Genomic DNA, 21,620 nt, shown 5'->3' with positions numbered 1-21,620 from the left:
TGGGGTAAAACTTAAAACTTCGCCCAGATCCCCGACTTCTTCAAGAAGTCGGGGATCTTGTTTGTTGTTTATAATTGGGAATGGGTATATTTTTGCTGAAATCACGAACAGGGAGAAAATGAGCAATAAAAAAGGTTTGGTTGACAACCAAACCTTGACTTAAATCCAGTGCATAACAACATCCCGAATCAATTTAACCTATATGATCTATTTTCAACATCTTCCCATAGTATGTATGCAAATTTCATAAAACCTGATAGGAAATCAGTGGTCAGTAGGGGCGAAGCATTTGGAAGATAAATTATCGGTCATTGCCAAAAATAGTTCTCCAAATGCTTCGCCCGTACAGTGGTCAGTTGGAACAGGAAAGTTATTATTACTCCTATTACCTATTACCTGTTCCCTCTTTCTGAGATAAATCTAATAAATTTGCTAACTTGTAAACTATTCGCGCACCGACATTACCATCCCATTCAGCATCACCAACTTCGCAGACATCAAAACCAATAATTTCTCTACCACTATTTACCAGTTCGCGGAACAAACAATAAACTTGTTCTAATTCCAGTCCTCCAGGAACAGGAGTACCTGTATTGGGGCAAAGTTTAGGATCTAAACCATCAATGTCGAAGCTAATATAAACTTTTTCTGGTAAATGGTTGATAATTTCTCGACATAAATCCAACCAATTTTTACCAGCATATAGTTGTTGTTTAATTGCTGAATCATAATAACCAATAATGCGATCATTTGATTGATTAATGATTTGCACTTCATCATGACAAATATCTCGTACACCTACTTGGACTAATTTAGAAATTTGCGGTATTTTCATGGCATTAAACATAATAGACGCATGAGAAAATTCAAATTCCTCATAGGCATTCCGTAAGTCTGCATGGGCATCAATATGTAAAATTCCCCAGTCATCATATTGATTAGCTAAGGCTTGAAAGTAGCCTAATGGTGAACTGTGATCACCACCAATGACAGCAACTCGTTTACCTTGATTCATTGCTGCTTGTGATTGGGTCAATAACCAATGATTTACCTGTTCCCCAGCTTGGTTAATTGCTTCTATAACAGAGGTTAAATCTGGTGAATCTGTTAGGGATTTACCTTGGGCTTGACGTTCAATAATTCTGGCTGCTTGTTGACGATAATAGTTATTTTTTTCGATCATTTCCTGGGGAATTTCTACCATAAATATTCCCTGTTTCCAACCGTCGGGATGATCAAAATCAAATAAATCTATTTGCAGTGAGGCATCTAAAATTCGCTGTGGTCCGTTCGCAGTTCCCGCACGATATGAAACGGTGACTTCCCAAGGTATGGGGAAGATAATTAAATTGGCTGAATCGTAATCATCAGGTAATCCGAGGAAGTTACCATTTTTTTCGGCTACGCTGTTGGGATTGTATTCTTGTAGTGAGTTATTCATGGATAAGATGATTTGATAAATTGAAGTTCCAAATTTATGAGTATAGATTTTTTTTGGTGATAATTCTGTTCTCTATTCTCTGCTATATAAACTTTTTTGTGAATTTGATTAAGAACGACGGGCATTTAAACAACACCATTCTTTTTTTTTCCAGAGAGTAGCAACAACCCAACCATTTTGTTCTAAAGCATCAGCAACACCCTGGGATTGTTCTAGGAGAATTCCACTAAATATACCCCAAGTGCTGGGTTTGGTAATTGTGGTCATTTCTGGGAGTAATTCAATAATTACATCAGCTAAAATATTACAGACAATACCATCTACTGGCTGATCAATTATTTTCCGTACCATGTCTACACTCCCCTCAATGGGGATTAAATAGTCTGGACGGATATCATTAAGAGCGCGATTACTGAAAGTGGATCTCACCGCTACGGGATCATTATCAACGGCATAGACTTTACCAGCACCTAGTAAGATTGCCCCAACGCCTAGAATACCCGAACCACAGCCAATATCGGCAATGATTAACGGTTCTTTTTTTTCTTCCGTATCCACAAAGGATTGAGGAACTTCACTAAAGCGCATTTCTAGAGATTCTAAGCATAATTGGGTTGTGGCATGATTGCCTGTACCAAAGGCCACACCAGGATCTAAGCGAATTACTAACCTGTCCAAGGATTCGGGTAAAGGTAGCCAAGCGGGGTTAATCAGAAAGCGATCGCCTATTTCTTCGGGTTGCCAGTGTTGTTTCCAGCTACTAGACCAGTCCTCTTCGTCAATTAAGCCCCAATGCACCATGGGTGAAGGGAGTCCTACACATAGTGCATCTTGGCGCAGCCATAGTGATAAGGCAGCCAAATCTAGTAATTGGGTTTTAAAGCTGGGCAAATAAGCCTTAATGATGGCGATATTACCCTTAATTTCTACTGATGTACCACGACAGCCAAATTTTTCTAACCGCCAAAATATAGTATCTTCTAAATCTGGTTCAGATAAAATATTCAATTCCCACCAAGTGTTTACCATAGAATTTTAGATTTTAGATTCGTAAAAACAAACTTTGATTGCTATGATTATCAAATTACTGAATCAATACTGTTCGGTTAAGGATTTTCGTAGGTTGGGTTGTAGCTTGCTTGCCCGTTGCGGTACAAAGACCAAACCCAACAAACCGTTGCAAATGTTGGGTTTCGTTCCATTGCTCCGCAACGCTTACGCGAACAACCCAACCTACATAATTTCATTGTTTTGAGCTTAACCGACAAGTATTGATTACTGAATCATCTGCAGCAAATGAATCCCAAAAATCACAGTTAAAGTGCGACTGTATATGCGTCCCGAATACCATCTACTTTTTTAATTTCCTCTAAAATGCCATCGGGTAAAGGATCATCAATACTGAGAGCCATAACAGCATCACCACGCACAATTTTCCGACCTACCTGCATACTAGCAATATTGACATTAAAGCTGCCGAGGAGAGAACCGAGTTTACCAATAATACCTGGCATATCCCGGTGTCGGGTAAACACCATGTATTTGCTGGGGGGAACGTTAATGGGGAAACCGTCAACGTCTGTTAAGTGAATTTCCTTATCACCTAATAAAGCACCTGTGACAGAATGTGTACCTAAAGTCCCTGTAGCTTGGAGGTGCAATGAACCTGCATAATCCCTTGCGGAAGCATCCCTGGTTTCAATGACTCGAATCCCCCGTTCCTTGGCTTCTATGGTAGCGTTGACATAATTGACCCGTTCCCGTAGGGCTTGGTAAAGTAGTCCTTTCAGGGCAGCGATAACTAAAGGTTGACTTTTATTAGTTGCCAGTTCCCCTTGCAGTGTAACATTAAGTGTCTCAACTCTGCCGCCGGTGAGTTGACCAACTAAGTTCCCCAAGGTTTCCGCTAGTTCCATATAAGGCTTGAGTTCTTCGAGAATATCAGGTCCAAGTCCAGGAATATTCACGGCGGAACGGGCAGGTAGTCCTAATAACACATCCCGAATTTGTTCAGCCACGTCTATGGCGACGTTGACTTGAGCTTCAGCAGTGGAAGCACCGAGGTGAGGGGTAAGAATAACTTCTTTACCCAAGCGTAGCAATTCCGATTCTCCTAATGGTTCAGAATCGAATACATCTAACGCAGCACCAGCAATTACACCATCTCTGATTGCCACTGCTAAAGCCGCTTCATCAATAATGCCACCACGAGCGCAGTTAATAATTCTGGTGGTGGGTTTCATTAACGCCAAGGTTTTAGCGTTGATGATGTTGGCAGTTTCCTTAGTTTTGGGAATGTGCAAGGTGATATAGTCGGCTTGCTGGAATAACACATTTAATTCCACCAATTGACAACCCAATTGTTCCGCTCTTTCGCTGGAGATAAATGGATCATAAGCTAGGAGTTTCATGCCCATTGCTTTAGCTACACTGGCAACATGAGAACCAATTTTTCCTAACCCGACAACGCCGAGGGTTTTTTTGTATACTTCCGAACCAACAAATGATTTCCGATCCCACTCACCACGTTTTACTGAAGCATTAGCATCAGGAATGTGACGAGACAAGGATAACATCATAGCTAAAGCGTGTTCTGCGGCGGCAATGGTATTACCTTCTGGGGAATTGACGACGACAATCCCTTTGCGAGTCGCTGCGGGAACATCAACGTTATCCACACCTACACCGGCACGGCCAATAATTTTTAATTTGGTGCCAGCTTCTATAATTTCTTGAGTAACGCGAGTTCCAGAACGGATCATCAGCGCGTCATACTCACCAATGATGGATTTAAGTTCATCTGGTTTGAGGTTGGTTTTGACATCAACGGTGGCAACTTGGGAAAGAATATCAATACCAACTTGATCAATTGGATCTGAGACAAGAACCTTAGACATAATAACTTGATTTTGGTTAACAGGTTTTGCTGTACAAGATTTTTTAGTTTAATCTTTATCTGTGGCACTTGGGCAAAAATTATCTATTTTTTGAGGAGTCAGGAGTCAGGAGTCAGGAGTCAGGAAGAATAAAGAAGAAAGAAGAAGTTGGAAAAAATACAAATATTCTCCTTATTTACCAATTAGCAAACTTTGGTAAATTCTCCTTTCTCCAGATAACATCTCTTTTCCTATTTGTTTTGACTTCTAAAACCCTAATTCCTATTTTTGGTAATTGCTTTAAGCTATCTTTTAATTCTTCCCAAGAATTAATTAACTGATATTGCACATTATAAGTAGCACATAATTGAGCAAAATCAATATTTTGAGGAGTGGCAAAAAATTCTTCAAAAGGTGGATTAAATTTGGCAATGGGTAACATTTCAAAAATTCCCCCACCATTGTTATTAATCAAGATAATCGTTAGATGTCCAATAAATTTATTTCTAATTAAAAAACCATTGGTATCATGCAATAAAGATAAATCTCCTGTTAGCATAACACTACTTTGCTGATGATGTGCTATTCCTAAAGCAGTGGACAAAGTACCATCAATACCATTTGCACCCCGATTAAAATAAGGTTTAATTCTTAAATTATTGGGTTTCCAGAAAAATTCTACATCTCGCACTGGCATACTATTTGCAATGAATAGGGGTGTTTCTGGTGGTAGGTTTTGGGAAATTAACCAAGCGGTTTTACTTTCGATTAATTCATCTACATTTTTGAAATAATCATCAATATTTTTTCTAACTTGCTTTTCTGATATACACCATTTTTGTAAATACTCACTTTTTGCTAATTCCTCAATTTCCAATTTACCAATTTCTGTTACTGATATTCTTAAATGTGTGGTTTTTCCATGTAAAGGATCTAAATTTTGATCACAATTATCAATTATCAAACGTTGAGGATTAGTAGTAATTAACCAATTGCGTAATTCTTTACTTGTGGGCATTTCTCCAATTTGAATTACGATTTCTGGAGATAATTCTTTGGCAAGTTGTTGATTTCTAAGAATGATGTCATAGGTAGAAATTAAATAGGGATTTAAGTCTGTGTAATTTCTGACAGGGGAAAGTCCTTCAGCTAAAACAGGCCATTGGAGAGATTGACTTAGGTTAGCGATCGCTCTACAATACTCTTCCGGGGCTTGTGGTTGGGCTACACCAGCAATAATGATCCCTTTTTGGTAATTGGTAATTGGTAATTGGTAATTGGTAATTGGTAATAGGGTGGAAATCAAACTAGAAAAGAAATCTTCTGTATCTAAGGTAAAATCTGTACCATCGGGAATGGGCGCGAGGGGATCACGAAAAGGTATATTTAAATGTACTGCGCCAGAATTGGGAAATTGACAACGTTCCCAAGCGTGAATAACCGTTTGTCTGAGATAACCTAACATTCCCATATCCACCGAAGGTGTAGCTAATTCCGTTTGCCAATTGGGATAATTACCGTATAATTTTACTTGGTCAATAGTTTGTCCTGAATGACAATCTCGTAATTCTGCCGGTCTGTCAGTGGTTAATATTAACAAAGGGACGCGACTTTCTCTAGCTTCAATTACCGCTGGATAAAAATTTGCTCCCGCAGTTCCCGAAGTGCAAACTAATACTACAGGTTTCCCCGTTGCTTTTGCTTGTCCCAACGCAAAAAAAGCCGCAGAACGTTCATCTAAAATCGGAATTGCTTCAATATGCGGTATTTGTTGGACAAAAGCCACAGTTAATGCTGTAGAACGAGAACCAGGACAGATAACAGCGCATTTTAAACCCAAACGTTTGAGGGTTTCTGTTAATACATAACACCAAAGAAGATTAAGATTATTAAAAGTAAGTTGCATTGATTAGAGATTATGGACTGTATTCATTTAACAGGAATTCGCGGCTATGGCTATACTGGATTTTTACCAGAAGAACAGGCCTTAGGACAATGGTTTGAGGTAGATGTTAAATTATGGTTGGATCTTTCCCAACCCGCTAAAACAGATAATATTGAAGATACTATAGATTATCGGCGCGTAATTAGTTTAGTGCAAAAATTGCTGAAAACCTCAAAGTTTGCCTTGGTGGAAAGACTAGCTGGGGCTATAGCTGATGGTATTCTAGAGGATAGCGACGGTATTAGTCAAGTACAAGTTATTCTCAGTAAAACCGCTGCACCTATTCCTGATTTTAGCGGCAAAATCAGTATTGAATTGACTAGAAGTAAACTTCAGTAGCAGGAGTCACGCAGAAAGATTTGGGTTTATTAAAACTGTATCAATTAGGGAGTGTTGGACTTTAACAGAGGATGAGTTGAAGTATAGGTATGAGCGGTTAATGGGTGGCGCGATTTTGACGTAAAATAACTGAGTAATATCTTAGTTAACGGGAATGAAGAAGAAGATAACTTTTACAGACAGGGAAATGCAAAGAGCATGGCGTGAAAATTCTTCTGCCTATCATAATCATAATGGAGTCCGAACTAATGCCCACCGCTTATTATTATTTTATGCTGTTGAATGTGGTTTAAAAGCAGTGTTGATGAAGAAAAAGGAAGTAAATCGTACTGATTTATATCCAGAAATATTAAAAAAGGGGCATGATATAAATGGGTTGTTAGAATGTTTATACCCTGGTAATAATTCATTGCAAATGTGGAAACTACCAGAACAGTTATTTATTCAAGATATTCAGGATAATTCTCATGTTAAGATAAAACAAGAACGACAATTAACGCCTGGTAACATTAACCAGATTTGGCGCTATGGAGGAAAGTTTATCTTAAAAAAAGATGAGGATGAGAATAAACGGGAAAAAATAACAGACGAAGACATAGAAAAAAAATTGTTAAACATTGTTGAATTGATTAAAAAAGAACTTCAAGGACTATGAAAGATTTTAAATTACTGACTTGGCTTGATATTAGAAGAATTTTTCGCCGCAAAACTAACTATGGGACTAATTTACCAGAGAACATAGTAAGTATTAGGTGTTTTTCTGATGCTGTAGAAATAAATATTTCTGATGAAAATTGTATAAATAAAGTCAATGACGTATTAAAAGAATGGTTTGAGGATTCGTATCAGCAAGAAGAGTCTATGATTCAACTTGATGTTAGTAATGCTACATTACCCGTAGAATTTATCTCTGAAGAAGAACCTTATATAACTGATATTGAAGTACGTCCTTTTTGGGAAGAAATTGCTTATCTAGAAAGTGCTTCAGAAACAGAAACCGCCATCAAAAAAATAGTTAAGCTACCAAAACCATATACGGAAAAACCTAGTTTAATAGCTTTTTATTCTTTTAAAGGTGGTGTGGGAAGAACATTAAATTTAGCAGCCCATCTTTTTGCTTTGCTAGATAGAGCTAAAGAGTTAAATAAGTCTATAAAAGTCTTAGTAATTGATGCGGATTTAGAAGCTCCTGGTCTTACATACTGGAATGACTCGTCAAATAGAAAACAACCAGAAGTTTCATTTATTAATTTTTTAGAAATTTATCATTATTCACCAATTGATAGAGAAGAAGCACTTGCTTTATTTGCTAACGAAGTAAAAAAATCAGTGAAACATGAAGGAAATTCACAAGTTTATTTTTTACCCGCATTTCTAAAAGATAATGAATTATTAGATATACCTATTTTACCTGAACATTTAGTCAGAGGTATAGATGGAACATGGGAATACGGTAATGCTATTCATCATTTAGGTGAAATTTTAGGTGTAGATTATGTTTTTATAGATTTGAGAGCAGGTTTAAGTGAAATATCTAGTCCTATAATTTTTGATCCCAGAATCCAGCGTTTTCTTGTGACAACAATTAATGATCAATCTATTAAAGGTACAAGTTTAGTTTTAAAACAAATTGGTAAAGTTGCTCCATCAAAAGAGGAAGTTAATAAAAAAAAATACTATGATCCAGCCATCATTATTAGTATGCTAAAACCAGAATTTAAGGAATTACCAAATTATATTAATGCTACAACTGACTTAGAGTCTAATTATGTACAATCTAAAGAGCCTACGTTAATAGATACTAGATTAAATACTCAAGAAACCGATTTTAATGAGAAATTACTGTATATCCATAACTGGGAAGATGCACGTTCAAAATTAAAAGAGACTACGGTAATTGAAAAAGCTATAGATTGGGCAAGCCAACAATTAATCAACGCTGAAAAGGAAGTACAAACTACAAAAGACAAAGGAGACATAAAATCACGACAAGAACAACAAGTTACAAGGCTGAGAGATTTATGTCAAAAGTATGAACTTGCTGAATCAGGAGAAGGTGAAGATTTACTAATAACAGAACCTTTACAAAATTTAGCAACTAATTTTCGAGATGAATTACCTCATGTAATATCAATTGGAGCGAAAGGTGCGGGAAAAACTTTTAATTATATCCAACTTTCACGCTTTAAATATTGGGGAAAATTTTTGAATTCTATTGATAAGAATGAAACTAGCTCAATTCAAACAAAAACCTATATATTGCCTTTCCTGGAGTCGAGTAACCTTAAAAATAAAGCAAAAACTGTAATTAGTGAAGCCAGAAATGAGGTTAGAGCAGTTCTAGATGTGAATGTTCCTGAGTTTGTACATTCAGAGTATACCGATAGGATTAAAACGGCACTTACAGAGCAAAATTGGGATGAACTACAATGGACAGAATTTTGGGTGAATGAAATTGCCAGAGCTATAGGTATTAATCAAAATTTAGACAGCCATCATACTCTTAGCAGCATAAATCAAGATTTAAAAAATAAAGGATTAAAGATTATCTTTTTGTTTGATGGGTTAGAAGATATTTTTCCGAAGATTGCCTCTAATGATCAACAGCAGAAAGCCTTAAAAGCCTTGATTGATGATTTGCCAAAGAAATTGTCAGAAATTAGGCAATCTCATCTTGGTATAATAATTTTCTTGCGTCGTGATTTTCTAAGGTACACAATTACTCAAAATTTGAGACAATTTGAAAATCTTTACCGTTCTTATGATTTATCTTGGAATGAAGATTCTTTTTTGAAGTTAGTTTATTGGATTTGTAGTGAATCTAATGTTATAGGTGCAAAAAAAGATAGTAAAGATAGTATTTACAGTCTCAGTCAAGAGAATCTCGTAGCTGAATTAGAAAAGCTATGGGGTAAAAGACTAGGGGCAGAAAAGTCCAAAGAAGCCTACACAGCTTCTTGGGTATTTGCAGCTTTAACAGATTTTAAGGGCAGACTTCAGGCCAGAGATATTGTCCGCTTTTTGTACTATGCGGCGAAGATCACAGTAGATAATGCTAAAGAAATACAGTTTGAAAAGTGGTCTACAAGTCGGCTATTACCCCCTCAAGCTATTCGCCGCGCTTTAAAACCATGTAGTGAAGAAAAAGTAAAAGAAGCTAAGGAAGAATATCCAGCTTTCAAAACATGGGTAGAAGAAACTCTACCTCCTCAGTCTGAACGCAAAATACCCTTTGCTGTAGAAAAATTCAATATTGATCAGCAAACCATGGGAATGTTAGAAGAAATGGGTGTAATTTATGAAGATACAGCTAAAGAGGACATAGATAGGTTTTATATGCCTGAAATTTTCCGCGAAGGGTTAGGTTTTTCAGGTCAAGGTGCGCGACCTAGAATAGTAGCGTTGAAGCGTCGGGTACTAGGGAAAGGGATTTTCGCAAATCTTCAGTGAATAGTCGAATAAATAACAACGGACAACTGACAACTAAACTAATCACTAATTTGCATTTTGCTTAAAATTCGTCGTGAGACATTAAAAAATACCAAACCTAAAATTGTCAGCATGAGGAAATCAAACCAAACTCCTGACCAACCTGTACCCCGCAAAAAAGCATCACGAGTAATATTAATATAATAACGGGCAGGAACTACGTTAGTTACAAGTGAAAGAGGAAAAGGAATATTATTGAGAGGATAAATAAAACCAGATAATAATAAAGAAGTAATAAACCCCACCAGAGAAATAATTTGCACGGCGGAATTTTGGTTATTGCTACGGACTCCAACTAGTAACCCAAACATAACGCTATCTATTAAAAATATTAAAGTTCCTAATAATAAAGTAATCGGATTATTAACCAAGCCGACTTGAAAAATAATTGTCCCTAATCCTATGACAATTAATGCTTCAGTCATGGCAATTAATAGATAAGCCATACCTTTACCTAATAACAATTCTGTGGCACTAATACTAGAAGCATAAACTTGTAAAATCGTCCCTTTTTCTTTTTCTCGTACCATAGCAATTGCTGTTAGTAAAGATGGGAAAATCCACAAAATTACACCATACACTCCTGGAACAATATATAGGGATTCTAATCTACCAGGGTTAAACCATAAACGGATTCTAGCTGTAATTCTTTTGGTAGCTGGTAAAAGTCCCTTTTAACAGCTTGAAATTTACCAAAGACCCGATTGAGATTATTCGCATAAATAGCAATTTGTGAAGATGGTAATTGGTAATTGGTAATGGGTAATAGGGAAGAATTTTTTTCTCTATGAATATTCTCATTTATTTCTTGACTTTTATTTCCGCCACGAGAACGAGGAAATTGTAAAAATGGTGGTGCAGAACCTTGTTGTCGGAGACGAGTAACAAAGACATTTTCTAAAGTGGGTTCACCATGTTCAATATTGGGATGATATTGTTTTAGTAATTCATTTACTTGGGTTTCACCTATAGTTATATCTTCAACTAAAACATCCAAGCGATTCCTACGGAGCGCTTCGCTATCGCCAAAAGTTTGCACATCAACTATATTTGTATGTAAATTCTGCAAGAGAATTTTCTCGCTGATTTCCAAATTGGCGGTTTTTACTTCCAAACGATGTAAGCCTAAATGGTTGCGTAAAGCCGCTGGAGTGCCAATTTCATGAATTTGACCACTATACATCAACGCCACAAGATGACAGCGTTCAGCCTCATCTAGATAGGGTGTGGCTACCACAATTGTCATTCCTTCTGCTGATAATTCCGCTAACACATCCCAAAATTCTCGCCGAGAAACTGGATCAACTCCCGTAGTTGGTTCATCTAATAATAAAACTTCCGGTTGGGAAACCAAAGCACAACATAAAGCCAGCTTTTGTTTCATTCCTCCTGATAATTCACCCGCCAACCGTGAGCCAAATCGTTCTAAACTCATTAATGTGAGATATTTATGACGGCGTTCCCATAACAAATCATCATCAACCTGTCGCAAACCTCCCGCATAACGCAAATTTTCATCAATACTCAAATCCAAATATAGAGAAAATTGTTGTGTTAAATATCCCGTCATTAACCGCGCATCTCTTGCAGGTTGACCAAATACCAAAACATCCCCAGCAGTCGCTTCCATCACACCACCTAAAATATGAAAAGTGGTAGTTTTCCCCGCACCGTCAGGACCAATTAAACCAAACATTTCGCCCTTATTCACAGTAAAATTAATTCCCTTAACTGCGGCTAACTTGCCATAATGTTTATGTAAATTATTAACCTTAATAGCCTCTGTTTGCGAATTGGTAATTGGTAATTGGTGATTGGTAATTGATAATTGGTAATTAGTCATTATTAACTTTCCCTATGACCTACACATAAATTATTTTAAACACTCATTTCTCTGTGACCTCTGTGTCTCTGTGGTTCGTTTTTCTTAAAACCTAACTTTTACCTTGTAACTTAATTTCCGCGTCTGCCGGCGGTTAATTCTCGCTAATTTTACTTCTGCCTCTGTTTGCTTAACTTGGGCTTGTGTTTGTAATAATTGAGCCTTAGCCGCGGCTACGTTAGATTTTGCCTGTTGAATTCGTCCTTGGGTATCCCCTTCCGACTGCTGTAAATTGAGTTTTGCTTCCCTAATTTGACTATTAATTTGTTCAATTTCACTTTGCACCCTATCCACATCTGCAATTGCCTGTTGTTCATCAGATTGTGCAGATGTTATCCTAGCCTCAGTTCCTCTTAATTGTTCTTGTAATAATTGATCATTACTGTCATCTAATTTAATTAATTCTTGTCCCTTTTTAACATAAGCCCCTTCTCGGAAAGCAATTGACTCAATTCTTCCCGAACGCTTAATCCCAATTTCGGTTTCATAACCTTCAATTCTGCCACTTAGTTTCAGTGTATCTACTGCTTTTTGTGGTTGAGTTCGCCACACTGCATAACTAATACCACCTCCCACAACTAACAACCCCAATAACAAAGGAATTGGTTTTTTACCCTTCTGCTGCTTAGATGGTGGGATAGGAACATTAGTAAAATTGTCTGGAGATATTGGCGCAGTTTGAGACATAGTAGTTTAGAACCTGTTAAATATCCGGGTGGTTTAGGTTTAAAATTTAATTGACCGTTGAGGAACAAAGAACGTAATTCTTTAAAAGATTTAAATTTATTTTATCCTATCCCCCCGGATAGGATATTATGCTACAAATTGAGAGAGATCATCTAGTAATTGTCTAGGCTTGTCTCCCTGTTCTAGTTATCTTGAGGAACTCATTGTGGTTGCAACCCCGGAAAAACTGCACGCTACCCATAGCCACGAGCATATACCCAGTAAAGACCGTGTAGCCGTGTTACTGATGGGCTATGGCGAAGTCGAAAGCTACGAAGATTTTGCTAACTATAACGAACAAGCTTTAAATTTACTAACTGCTAAATTCGCTCCTGTTCCTACTTGGATTTATCCCCCTTTAGCCAAACTTCTGGCATTATTTGATCGTCATGAATGGGGACACACACATCATGATTTTATCTCCCCACATAATGCCATTTTTGAAAGACAAAGAGCCGGGATTGAACACGAGTTACAACATAAATGGGGTAATGGTGTTCAAGTTTTCAAAGCTTTTAACTTTTGCGCTCCTTTTTTACCAAATCAAGTTTTAGCCGAAATTAAAGATCAAGGCTTTAGCAAACTGCTGATTTATCCATTATTGGTTGTTGATTCCATTTTTACCAGTGGTATTGCGATTGAACAAGTAAATAATGCTCTGGTAGAATTAGCCGATGGTGATGAACATTGGATCAAAGCCCAAAGATATATTCCTTCTTTCTACAATGAGCCAAAATATATTGATTTAATGGCGCATTTGGTAGAAGAAAAAATTCATACTGATTTGGCTACAGGTTATCTACCGTCGCAAATTGGGATTATCTTGATGAATCATGGTTGTCCCCACAAAGCGAAAGGTTTTACTTCGGGAATTGATGAAAGTCAAGCCATGTATGAGTTAGTAAGAAATAAGTTAATTAACAATTACCCGTTAATTTCTGTGGGTTGGTTGAACCATGACACACCGTTAATTGAATGGACTCAACCAAATGCTACAGTAGCTGCTCAAAATTTGATTCAATTGGGTGCAAAGGCGTTGCTATTTATGCCCATTGGTTTTGCGACAGAAAATCATGAAACTTTGTTAGATGTGCATCACATTATTCATGATTTGGAAAAACAACATCCAGATGTAGATTATTTACAGATGGCTTGTGTTAATGATGATCCACAATTTTTAGCGATGGTTGCTGAATGGGCAAATGCACATATTGCTGAGTTGATGGAAACTGAAGGTATGGCTGTTAATTCACAATCAGCTATTACTCACCACCATCACCATCATTAAAAAGAATCTGTAAGGGCGCAGGAACTGCGCCCATTAACTCTGGAATTTATCTAACCGCAGAGGCGCAGAGGACGCAGAGTAAAAAAATTAATTCCCTACTAGTGGTGCATTTAAAGTCTTCTCAATGCGATCGCGTGTTTCTAATAAGAAAGCTTGAGTATATTCATCTTCAGAATTTACCCGTCTTAATTGATTATTTAATTCTAGATCCTTAATCCGTGTTAAGCGATCGCTTGCCAATAAATCCCGTAACACCGCAGTCTGCACCAACAAGACTAAATCATGAATCGGATAATCTAACCAATGGGTAATACCATTTCCCACCCCACCAAGGTAAATTTCCCTATTTCTGTATTATATCTTTACTCATTTTGATTATTTGCAGGTGACAACTGTTGTAATTTCAATTCTGCTTCGGAAATTTGTTTTTGCACTAATTGAAGTTGTCCTTCAGCAATCTTTTTTTGTGTTTCTAATAACTCTGTTTCCCTAACAATCTTTTGCATTCTGATTTTATGTGAATCAGTTCTACCGGGCTGAAAAATCAATCCTAGATACACTGTTACATTATTAGAATCAAGAGTATTTACACCCGCAGAAACATTAAACCCAAAATCATTTTCTGTATTCACAGGAGTATCAATAGAATGATTCAGCGGATATATATTGGGAAAGTTAAATACATTAAGATTGCTATTTTGATTAGGAGTCTGAAAAACATTATTGTAATCCCCTGTTACTTGAGAATTGCTATTAGTGCTTTGGGGAGCAGATTGAGAGAAAGCAGGTTCATTTACCAGTAATTCCGATATTAGCAGATAACTAATGCTAGTAGTAAAGAAAAAGATTTTTTTTGTGAACATAATTTGTTTTTACCCCTGATATTGAAGACAAAATTCCAGTTTAATCGATCAAGTATTACCCTTCAAAAATTCTAACTATGTAACCATGGATTATTCTAATTGAGAATCATGATCAATTCTTTATTTTCATTATCCAAAAATTTGTTGTTTTAAGGTACATAAATAATTAAAATATGCTGGATATCACCACTCCCTCCACTTTCTTGAGAAATCTGTGTGTTTGCTCCTATCAATTCTACTCGCAAAGTAGATCCAATAGACTTGTCAACACCATTAATTTCTATAATATTTTTACCTTTTTTTAAAAGCTTCAAAAGAGAAATTTCTGTACTATTACCTTCTATTTTTTTAATATTCTTGCCATTTAGTTTAATATTTCCAGAGAAATTATTGGCAGTATTAATTTTTAAAAGCAAGTTTTCTTTGAGATCATCCTCAGTTAAATTAATAGTCGTTTCTTGTTTGCTATCCTTGAGATAATGAGAATTAGCAAAAACTAAATTAGGCATGAAAACAGTCATACTTAGAGTTAAAATAGCGGCACAAAATGTCATATTAACTATTTGCTTAATATTCATTTTTCCTTTGTCCTATTGTGTGGGTAATTAAAATATTTATTTTTTAAACATTGAATTTTTTAGGAAGAGTTTAGCAAAACTAAACCCTTACATAAAAATCACAAAAAACGAAAAATTCCTAATTTCTAGCGATTAAAATTCTTAGGTGTTTTAACATTTATGGGTATAACTACACTATTGTTAATAGTTGATCCATTAACACCTGTAGGATTACCTCTACCACCTCGTATTTGCTGATTTACATTTTGTTGTTGTTCAGCTTGTCCTTGACCGCCAATATTCACTTGTGTTGCAGTAGAAGAATTAACATTTCCCGTACAAGGTCCTGTACTTTCCATTTCGATATTAGAACCTTGTTTCGCTGGAAGTCGGGAAATATTTAATTGGACACCAACATGAGAATTTACACACTGAGCAAAGGCAGATTCTGTAAATACTGTTGTCAATGTCAGAACTAATAAGGCCGATATACTACTTGTAGACAAAAGATTGCACTGCATTTATACCCTCCTAATCACAATTAATTACAAGAAACGGATAAAGTAGTTGTTTGAGTTCTTTGCTGGTTAGAACCTCTAGTTTTTATAGTTTGTTGGCTCACAGCTTCATTGTTAGACTCAGTACAATTCCGTCTCAATGTGTTGATATTTCTACTTCTATTCACAGAATCTACAGTTCTCCGGGTACGGGATATATCAGGTCGAGAATTTAACTTCGTTTTCCCTGTATTTACCGTAGTATTTCCTCGATAGTCTCTATTAATTTTGATTTTTCCCACTTGCATATTCATTTCACCCGCTTGAGCTACCATAGGGAATAGCAAAGCCAATGTAACTAGTAAAAGTTTAAGTTTGCCAAATTGCACGAGTAATGTACCTAAACTAAATTTACAGAGAAAAAGTAGAGATAAAGCCAATAATTGTATTACCCCTACATTCAATCTACCAATAAGCAGTAATTACCAACCTAAGGAGCTTACTGTCTCTCTCTGACGGTGCGTTTTTCTTTGTACCCTTGTCTTGTCTGCTGGTTAGTTAGGTTACCATCTCCAAGCACATCAGAATTTTGACGAGCATCTTGGATATTTGCAGAGTCTCCAGGGACTCCATCTCCAGATCTGTTAACTTTTCGGTTTACTTGTCCGCGTTGGTCGACTCTTTGATTAGTGACGTTACCAGTACCTGTAATTACAGAATTTTGGTCTGATGTTTGGACGTTACCAATCTCATCAGCATTAGCAGGAATAGCAGCAGTAGCAATAGCTCCAACAGTTAGTAAAGCCAAGATAAGTTTATTCATGGTTAATCCTATGAGTTTAACAATGTAAGTTTGACCTTTTTACTCAGATTTCATTCCATTTTGAGAATAAAAGTCTAAAAGCACCCCCGCCCGTCTTTTGTTCTCTATTTTTCATTTCTGTCTGAGCTATACACTGACTTTACAGCATATACAACAGTATGTCAACTATTTGTGATAGGTATGTCAACTACTTGTTACAAAAGCTTAGAGTTTGTTAGCTCTTACGTCTCTTTTATGGTGATTGAGGATTGATGATAACAAAACCCTTACGGGACAAGGGTTATAAACAATTATTTCCATATTTTCAATGAAATGCCTACACAATAGGGCTTTTAATGATTTTGAACCAGGTTTTCCATAAAAATAACCGAAGAACCAGTTTGTTTAAAAAGATTTCATCTACATTAGCGGTTTTTCTTTCTATTTCTATATCTGAATTACGATGATTATTTAGGGCTTGCTGAATAAACCTAAAACCATTTATTAACAAAGGGTTTCGCGGATTTTTACCACAAAAAAGTGCAAGGTTTTGGCTGATGGTGTCTCAAAATAGGTGCATTTTTCCTTGTCGGATTTGGAAAATTGAGGATATCCATATAGCTAAAACTGTTCCCTGTTCCCAGTTAAGAGTTCCCTGCCTTCACAGACAACTTATTCAGCAAACCCTATTTATTAATGATTGAGCGTTAGCAGTTCCTATAGACACAAATAGACTATTTAAAAAAAATGAGAGATAAAGTAAATTTATTCATTCCCGAAGTTCCTGATAATTATTGTTTGATAGATGCAGAAACATTTATAGCAACCGCTAATACTATTTTTTATGAAGATGCCCTTTGGGAATGTAGATCCGAGAATCCCTACCCATGGAACGTCTCTACAAGGGTTACAGATAACAGATATGGCATATTTAATTTTCACTCCTATATCTAATTCGTAACTGATTGGGCTTCCTGATACATAATTTCCTGGAAGTGAATCATATCTTTTTGGGGATCAGCCAAACTAACTTTCACTAATAAATTTTCTCCCAAACTGACAGAACGCCGGAAGGACATAGGCAATTGTAAACCCAAATCTTCTAATAAAATTAGTCCTAAATTGCTATCTTCTCGTAACCACATTAATACCGTTACCTGCCAAACTTGTTCAGGATGACGACGTAAATATTCTAAAGCGTAATATCTATTAGTTTGTCGTTCCACCATTGTTGCTTCTTGAGTGATGCTGCTGACCGTCATCATCACTTCTTTGAGTTGTTCAGCAGAGAAGGGTAAACCTTCGCCGCGTAAATGTGCTTTCAGTTGGAAGTGAGTGAGTAAGTCGCTATAACGACGAATGGGAGAGGTTGCTTGAGTGTAGGTATCTAAACCCAGCCCAGCGTGACGCATCGGTGTAATGCTCATTTCACTCTTAGGCATACAGCGACGCATTGCACAAGAACGCACAAAACCAGCGGGGAGTTGCAGTAATTCCTCGTCTGGGGGTAATTCTGGTTGGGGTTGACCACGAAAGGGGAGAGGGATATTATGGGTTTGACCATAACGGGCTGCTACTTCGCCAGCAAGAATCATCATTTCTGCGACTAATTGGCGGGATGAAGAATCATCTAAAACATCAATATTAATATTATCGTCTTTGACTTTGATCATGGCTTCGGGCATATTGATACTGATAGCGCCTTGACCATAACGCCAATTTTTGCGGATTTTTGCCCAATTAGCGATCGCCTCAATTTCCGGTTCAGCCTGTACTCCCAACTCCAACATCTCATCAACATCCTCGTAGGTAAGACGATAGGTAGGCTTGATCAAACCAGCGTGGATACAATAATCTTCAACCGCCCCAACTTCATCTAAAATCACCCCAAAGCTGAGGGCGCAACAGACCTTCCCCTGCACCAAACTCATGGGACCTGTAGCCAACACCTCTGGAAACATAGGAATCATCCCCGTCGGTAAATAAACCGTACTCCCCCGTTTTCTGGCTTCCAAATCCAACTCATCATCTGGCATTAATAAGCGGGTGGGGTCAGCAATATGTACCCATAACCGTTGCTTACCATCTGGTAATACCTCCCAACTCAAACCATCGTCTATTTCCGTAGTGCTTTCATCATCAATGGTGTACACCTTGAGATGTGTAAGATCAAGACGGTTTGTGTCCAAATCTGTAGGAGGAAAATCCCAACGTTTTTGCGCCACTTCTAATACCTTTTGCGGAAATTGAACGGAGATTGATGAACGGCGCAGAAACAGATTCTCATGGGAAGTCCACCAACCCAAATCTATCAAAAGTTGAAATGCCGCCTGGGGCGTAGCAGAACGTCCCAGCATATTCATAGTTTCTAATACTGGGGCTGAAGGCGGACAAGCACGAGCTAAAGAGTCGTAATTTACCTTGAGCATGACAACATCAGCTAACAAAGTCGCATACTTTTCTATGGCTTCTAAGCGTTGGCGGTCTAGTCGTTGCCATTCTACTACTTGTCCCTGAAGTGCCTGTTCTACACGGGCTAAAAATTCCTGCTGTCCCCTGGCTTTTTGGGATTCTACTTCAATCTGGTGTTTGCGTTCTGCTACTTGTGCCGTGCTGCGGGGTTCGTAAGCGTCTCCTTTTTGTTTGAAATAGAGTTTATCCTCCGATAACAAATAATGGGCTGCATAACACTGAGGAAGCGTGGATTCCGAAAATAATATATTTGCCAATTGGCTAGGAGTGACAGTTTCTCCATCTTCAATGAGTAGTTCCCACGCTATCTCTAGACTTGATGGATCTAGATAAGGTTGGACTTGACTTAAGAAATCAGCGATTTCGCCTGGTTTATAGGTTTGTCCATTCACTGTGTAGGTAAATTGGCGAGGTGCAAGACTGTGGGATTGACCACGTTCATCTACTACAAACCAACGAGTTTTACCGTCTGGACGATCCACCACTCCTAGACGGCGATCGCTTTGAACCCTAAATTCAACTAACGTCCCCTTATCCACAACTGTCGCACTTTAATATTTTTAGATTTTTAGACTGGAGATTGCGGATTAAATAACGGGTATTTAATCCTTTAAGTAGGTGAACACAATAAAACCAAACTGTGTAAAGAAATGTAAAATCGCCCAAACCCTCTTCACTCTTGCCTCTTGCCTCTTGCCTTTTGCCTTGCCATAACGACAATTTTCAACGCTCACCTACTTATTTAATAATTTGCTATGAAGAATGCTATCACCTTTGACAATTTCATTCTCAAATTTAGCGATATCGTACCATTTTTGAGAATGAATTAATTAAATGTTTTTGGCAATTTCCTAACATTAAATATTAAATTTTAGATTTTGGACTCAAAGTAACCAGGCAATATCCATGCAAATGCTACTTTTTTTGGACAATCCAAAATCCAAAATCCAAAATATTCTTAACCTTCGGCGTTAATGAAGGGTAACAAAGCCACAATCCGGGCGCGTTTAATGGCTAAAGTCAGGGCGCGTTGTTGCTGACAGGTTAAACCAGTGATTCTCCGAGGCAAAATTTTACCACGTTCGGTAAGAAACTTCCGCAACAAATCTACATCTTTGTAATCAATGGCATCTCCGGGCTTAATTGGAGAAAGGCGACGACGATAGTAACTCATTCTTACTTAATTTCCTTGTGAACTGTGTGTTTATTGCAGTGGGTACAGAACTTTTTCAGTTCTAAACGGTTGGTTGTGTTCCTACGGTTCTTGGTACTGGTATAACGAGATACGCCAGGAGAACGTTTATCTGGATTTGTCCGACACTCGGTGCATTCTAGTGTCACTATTATGCGCGCACCTTTACTTTTAGCCATAATCTTACAAACTGTAAAGCCTGGAGGATAATTAACACAAATGGTTATTATCTCATATTTCGGGGAAATTTTTCAACCAACCGTTTAATTTTTATATCTAATGAATAACCCCGACGGGAAGAAACTATAACCGTCCGAAAAAAGCGGTCATGGAAAGCCTGACGCATCTGAGTATCAGATAAAGCTGCACCCCCGTCAATGATTAAGGGAAGCAATAATACAACAGCGGCGGGGTTGAGGATGATATTCCCCAAAAAAATGGATAATAATAAGCTAGAAAAGCAAATAATCCCTTCTCGCAGTAATAAGGTCTGAAACTGGGGGATTCTATTGACTATTTCGCCATTTGCAACTTCTAGGATCTTTAAATCAAATGCCCAACGGCCTAAACTTTGTCCTTGATTGTTGTAAACTATGATGACGCGGAAAATTAGCCAAGCAAAAATAAAAACAAAGATTTGGGTAAATTGAATCCCGATTTGATTACTTATGAAAATAGAACTCAGGAACCATGCACAGAAGAAGTCAAGAGCTAAGGCCATACCTCGACGGGTAAGATCCCCTTTTGGTAAGTGTCTTTGATTGACTTTAACAAGAGTCATAGCCTTTACCTCGCTGGTGGTAAAATAGTGAGTTTATTTAGATTTGTATCAATTTACATCAGGATAAACTGATTAAACTCCATCTATAGCGATAAGCGATATCACTGTTAAAGATCAAGAATTTGAAAATGATATTATGGCAGAAATCAAAGCTGTGCGTCAGCAAAACCGCCAAAAATGAAATTTCGGGTAGTCTTTGACACTAACATTTGGATTTGCATTTTATTGAGAGGGCGAGTCACATTACCAATTTTAGCAGCATTTAACACTATCGCGTAATTCCCCGTCCTCAACTCTTAGTAGGTCGGGGATGTAAGCGAGTCATAAAAGAAACGTCTGGATAATTAATTTTCAACACAGTTGAAAGAAATTATTCAGACAGTTGAATTTATGACAACTATATTTTATTTATTCCTTTGGGATCAATGTATTTATCTACAAAGCAAGCAGCTCCACGCTCATTGACTGTC

Annotated in this window: 21 protein-coding genes and 1 pseudogene; 5 read left to right on the top strand and 17 right to left on the bottom strand. The window is 37.3% G+C overall.

Annotation, left to right across the window (positions count from 1 at the left end):
* Positions 1 to 289 precede the first annotated feature (289 nt).
* Positions 290 to 418 (top strand): hypothetical protein, encoded by a 129-nt coding sequence (locus PN450_RS17565; protein WP_271837067.1) that lies wholly within the window; start codon positions 290 to 292, stop codon positions 416 to 418.
* On the opposite strand, the gene PN450_RS17560 is transcribed toward PN450_RS17565, so the two are convergent.
* From PN450_RS17560 to menD, 4 genes are all read right to left on the bottom strand, one after another.
* The gene (locus PN450_RS17560; RefSeq protein ID WP_148761076.1) at positions 386 to 1,441 is read right to left on the bottom strand and encodes an agmatinase family protein; all 1,056 of its coding nucleotides are present in this window, start codon (positions 1,439 to 1,441) and stop codon (positions 386 to 388) included. The genes PN450_RS17565 and PN450_RS17560 overlap by 33 nt on opposite strands.
* A 108-nt stretch (positions 1,442 to 1,549) precedes the next feature.
* On the bottom strand, positions 1,550 to 2,470 hold the full coding sequence (gene prmA / locus PN450_RS17555; protein ID WP_271821363.1) for a 50S ribosomal protein L11 methyltransferase: 921 nt from the start codon (positions 2,468 to 2,470) through the stop codon (positions 1,550 to 1,552).
* A gap of 287 nt (positions 2,471 to 2,757) precedes the next feature.
* The gene (serA, locus tag PN450_RS17550) at positions 2,758 to 4,338 is read right to left on the bottom strand and encodes a phosphoglycerate dehydrogenase (RefSeq protein WP_271837066.1); all 1,581 of its coding nucleotides are present in this window, start codon (positions 4,336 to 4,338) and stop codon (positions 2,758 to 2,760) included.
* Positions 4,339 to 4,513: 175 nt separating this feature from the next.
* Positions 4,514 to 6,223, bottom strand: coding sequence for a 2-succinyl-5-enolpyruvyl-6-hydroxy-3-cyclohexene-1-carboxylic-acid synthase (menD, locus tag PN450_RS17545; RefSeq protein WP_271837065.1), 1,710 nt, complete (start codon positions 6,221 to 6,223; stop codon positions 4,514 to 4,516).
* 12 nt (positions 6,224 to 6,235) lie between these two features.
* Between menD and folB the strand changes: the two genes are divergently transcribed.
* The 3 genes from folB (at position 6,236) to PN450_RS17530 (ending at position 10,051) form a co-directional block, all read left to right on the top strand.
* Positions 6,236 to 6,601, top strand: a complete 366-nt coding sequence (folB, locus tag PN450_RS17540; protein WP_271821874.1) for a dihydroneopterin aldolase — start codon at positions 6,236 to 6,238, stop codon at positions 6,599 to 6,601.
* Positions 6,602 to 6,755: 154 nt separating this feature from the next.
* Positions 6,756 to 7,256: a hypothetical protein gene (locus PN450_RS17535; RefSeq protein ID WP_271837064.1), complete on the top strand. Its 501-nt coding sequence runs from the start codon at positions 6,756 to 6,758 to the stop codon at positions 7,254 to 7,256.
* Positions 7,253 to 10,051: a KGGVGR-motif variant AAA ATPase gene (locus PN450_RS17530; protein WP_271837063.1), complete on the top strand. Its 2,799-nt coding sequence runs from the start codon at positions 7,253 to 7,255 to the stop codon at positions 10,049 to 10,051. Before PN450_RS17535 ends, PN450_RS17530 begins: the two co-directional genes overlap by 4 nt.
* Before the next feature lie 38 nt (positions 10,052 to 10,089).
* Here the strand turns inward: PN450_RS17530 and PN450_RS17525 are convergent, their stop codons facing one another.
* The 3 genes from PN450_RS17525 to PN450_RS17515 all read right to left on the bottom strand — a co-directional run bounded on the left by PN450_RS17525 (position 10,090) and on the right by PN450_RS17515 (position 12,659).
* Positions 10,090 to 10,683, bottom strand: coding sequence for an ABC transporter permease (locus tag PN450_RS17525; RefSeq protein WP_271837069.1), 594 nt, complete (start codon positions 10,681 to 10,683; stop codon positions 10,090 to 10,092).
* Between the two features lie 11 nt (positions 10,684 to 10,694).
* Positions 10,695 to 11,933: an ABC transporter ATP-binding protein gene (locus tag PN450_RS17520; RefSeq protein WP_417033758.1), complete on the bottom strand. Its 1,239-nt coding sequence runs from the start codon at positions 11,931 to 11,933 to the stop codon at positions 10,695 to 10,697.
* Positions 11,934 to 12,017: 84 nt separating this feature from the next.
* Positions 12,018 to 12,659 carry an HlyD family secretion protein gene (locus tag PN450_RS17515; protein WP_271837062.1) on the bottom strand — a complete coding sequence of 214 codons (642 nt, stop codon included), beginning with the start codon at positions 12,657 to 12,659 and terminating at the stop codon, positions 12,018 to 12,020.
* A 205-nt stretch (positions 12,660 to 12,864) separates the two neighbouring features.
* On the opposite strand from PN450_RS17515, the gene PN450_RS17510 reads away from it, so the two are divergent.
* Complete coding sequence (locus PN450_RS17510) at positions 12,865 to 13,986, top strand: ferrochelatase (RefSeq protein ID WP_271837061.1); 1,122 nt, start codon at positions 12,865 to 12,867, stop codon at positions 13,984 to 13,986.
* Between the two features lie 87 nt (positions 13,987 to 14,073).
* Here PN450_RS17510 and PN450_RS17505 read toward each other — a convergent pair.
* The 10 genes and pseudogenes from PN450_RS17505 to PN450_RS17460 all read right to left on the bottom strand — a co-directional run.
* Positions 14,074 to 14,286 (bottom strand): annotated as a pseudogene (locus PN450_RS17505) (hypothetical protein); the annotation flags it as partial.
* A 62-nt stretch (positions 14,287 to 14,348) separates the two neighbouring features.
* A complete protein-coding gene (locus tag PN450_RS17500; protein ID WP_148761092.1) occupies positions 14,349 to 14,849 on the bottom strand; it encodes a hypothetical protein in 501 nt (166 codons plus the stop codon).
* Positions 14,850 to 14,998: 149 nt separating this feature from the next.
* On the bottom strand, positions 14,999 to 15,427 hold the full coding sequence (locus tag PN450_RS17495; protein WP_148761094.1) for a hypothetical protein: 429 nt from the start codon (positions 15,425 to 15,427) through the stop codon (positions 14,999 to 15,001).
* A 125-nt stretch (positions 15,428 to 15,552) separates the two neighbouring features.
* A complete protein-coding gene (locus PN450_RS17490) occupies positions 15,553 to 15,927 on the bottom strand; it encodes a hypothetical protein (RefSeq protein WP_271837060.1) in 375 nt (124 codons plus the stop codon).
* A gap of 20 nt (positions 15,928 to 15,947) precedes the next feature.
* On the bottom strand, positions 15,948 to 16,367 hold the full coding sequence (locus PN450_RS17485; protein ID WP_271837059.1) for a hypothetical protein: 420 nt from the start codon (positions 16,365 to 16,367) through the stop codon (positions 15,948 to 15,950).
* A gap of 35 nt (positions 16,368 to 16,402) precedes the next feature.
* Positions 16,403 to 16,726: a hypothetical protein gene (locus tag PN450_RS17480; RefSeq protein WP_271837058.1), complete on the bottom strand. Its 324-nt coding sequence runs from the start codon at positions 16,724 to 16,726 to the stop codon at positions 16,403 to 16,405.
* Positions 16,727 to 17,655: 929 nt separating this feature from the next.
* Entirely contained in the window at positions 17,656 to 19,716 is a 2,061-nt protein-coding gene (locus tag PN450_RS17475) for a ribonuclease catalytic domain-containing protein (RefSeq protein ID WP_271837057.1), read from the bottom strand.
* Between the two features lie 419 nt (positions 19,717 to 20,135).
* Positions 20,136 to 20,351, bottom strand: coding sequence for a 30S ribosomal protein S18 (gene rpsR, locus PN450_RS17470; RefSeq protein WP_027403663.1), 216 nt, complete (start codon positions 20,349 to 20,351; stop codon positions 20,136 to 20,138).
* Positions 20,352 to 20,353: 2 nt separating this feature from the next.
* Positions 20,354 to 20,548, bottom strand: a complete 195-nt coding sequence (gene rpmG, locus PN450_RS17465) for a 50S ribosomal protein L33 (RefSeq protein ID WP_010998585.1) — start codon at positions 20,546 to 20,548, stop codon at positions 20,354 to 20,356.
* Positions 20,549 to 20,595: 47 nt separating this feature from the next.
* Positions 20,596 to 21,150: an RDD family protein gene (locus PN450_RS17460; protein ID WP_271837056.1), complete on the bottom strand. Its 555-nt coding sequence runs from the start codon at positions 21,148 to 21,150 to the stop codon at positions 20,596 to 20,598.
* Between the last annotated feature and the right edge of the window lie 470 nt (positions 21,151 to 21,620).

The sequence above is a fragment of the Dolichospermum lemmermannii CS-548 genome (assembly GCF_028330815.1).
Taxonomy (GTDB): domain Bacteria; phylum Cyanobacteriota; class Cyanobacteriia; order Cyanobacteriales; family Nostocaceae; genus Dolichospermum; species Dolichospermum lemmermannii.
The sequence above is the reverse complement of the archived record's forward strand: the minus strand, read 5'-3'. Positions and strand labels throughout refer to the sequence as shown.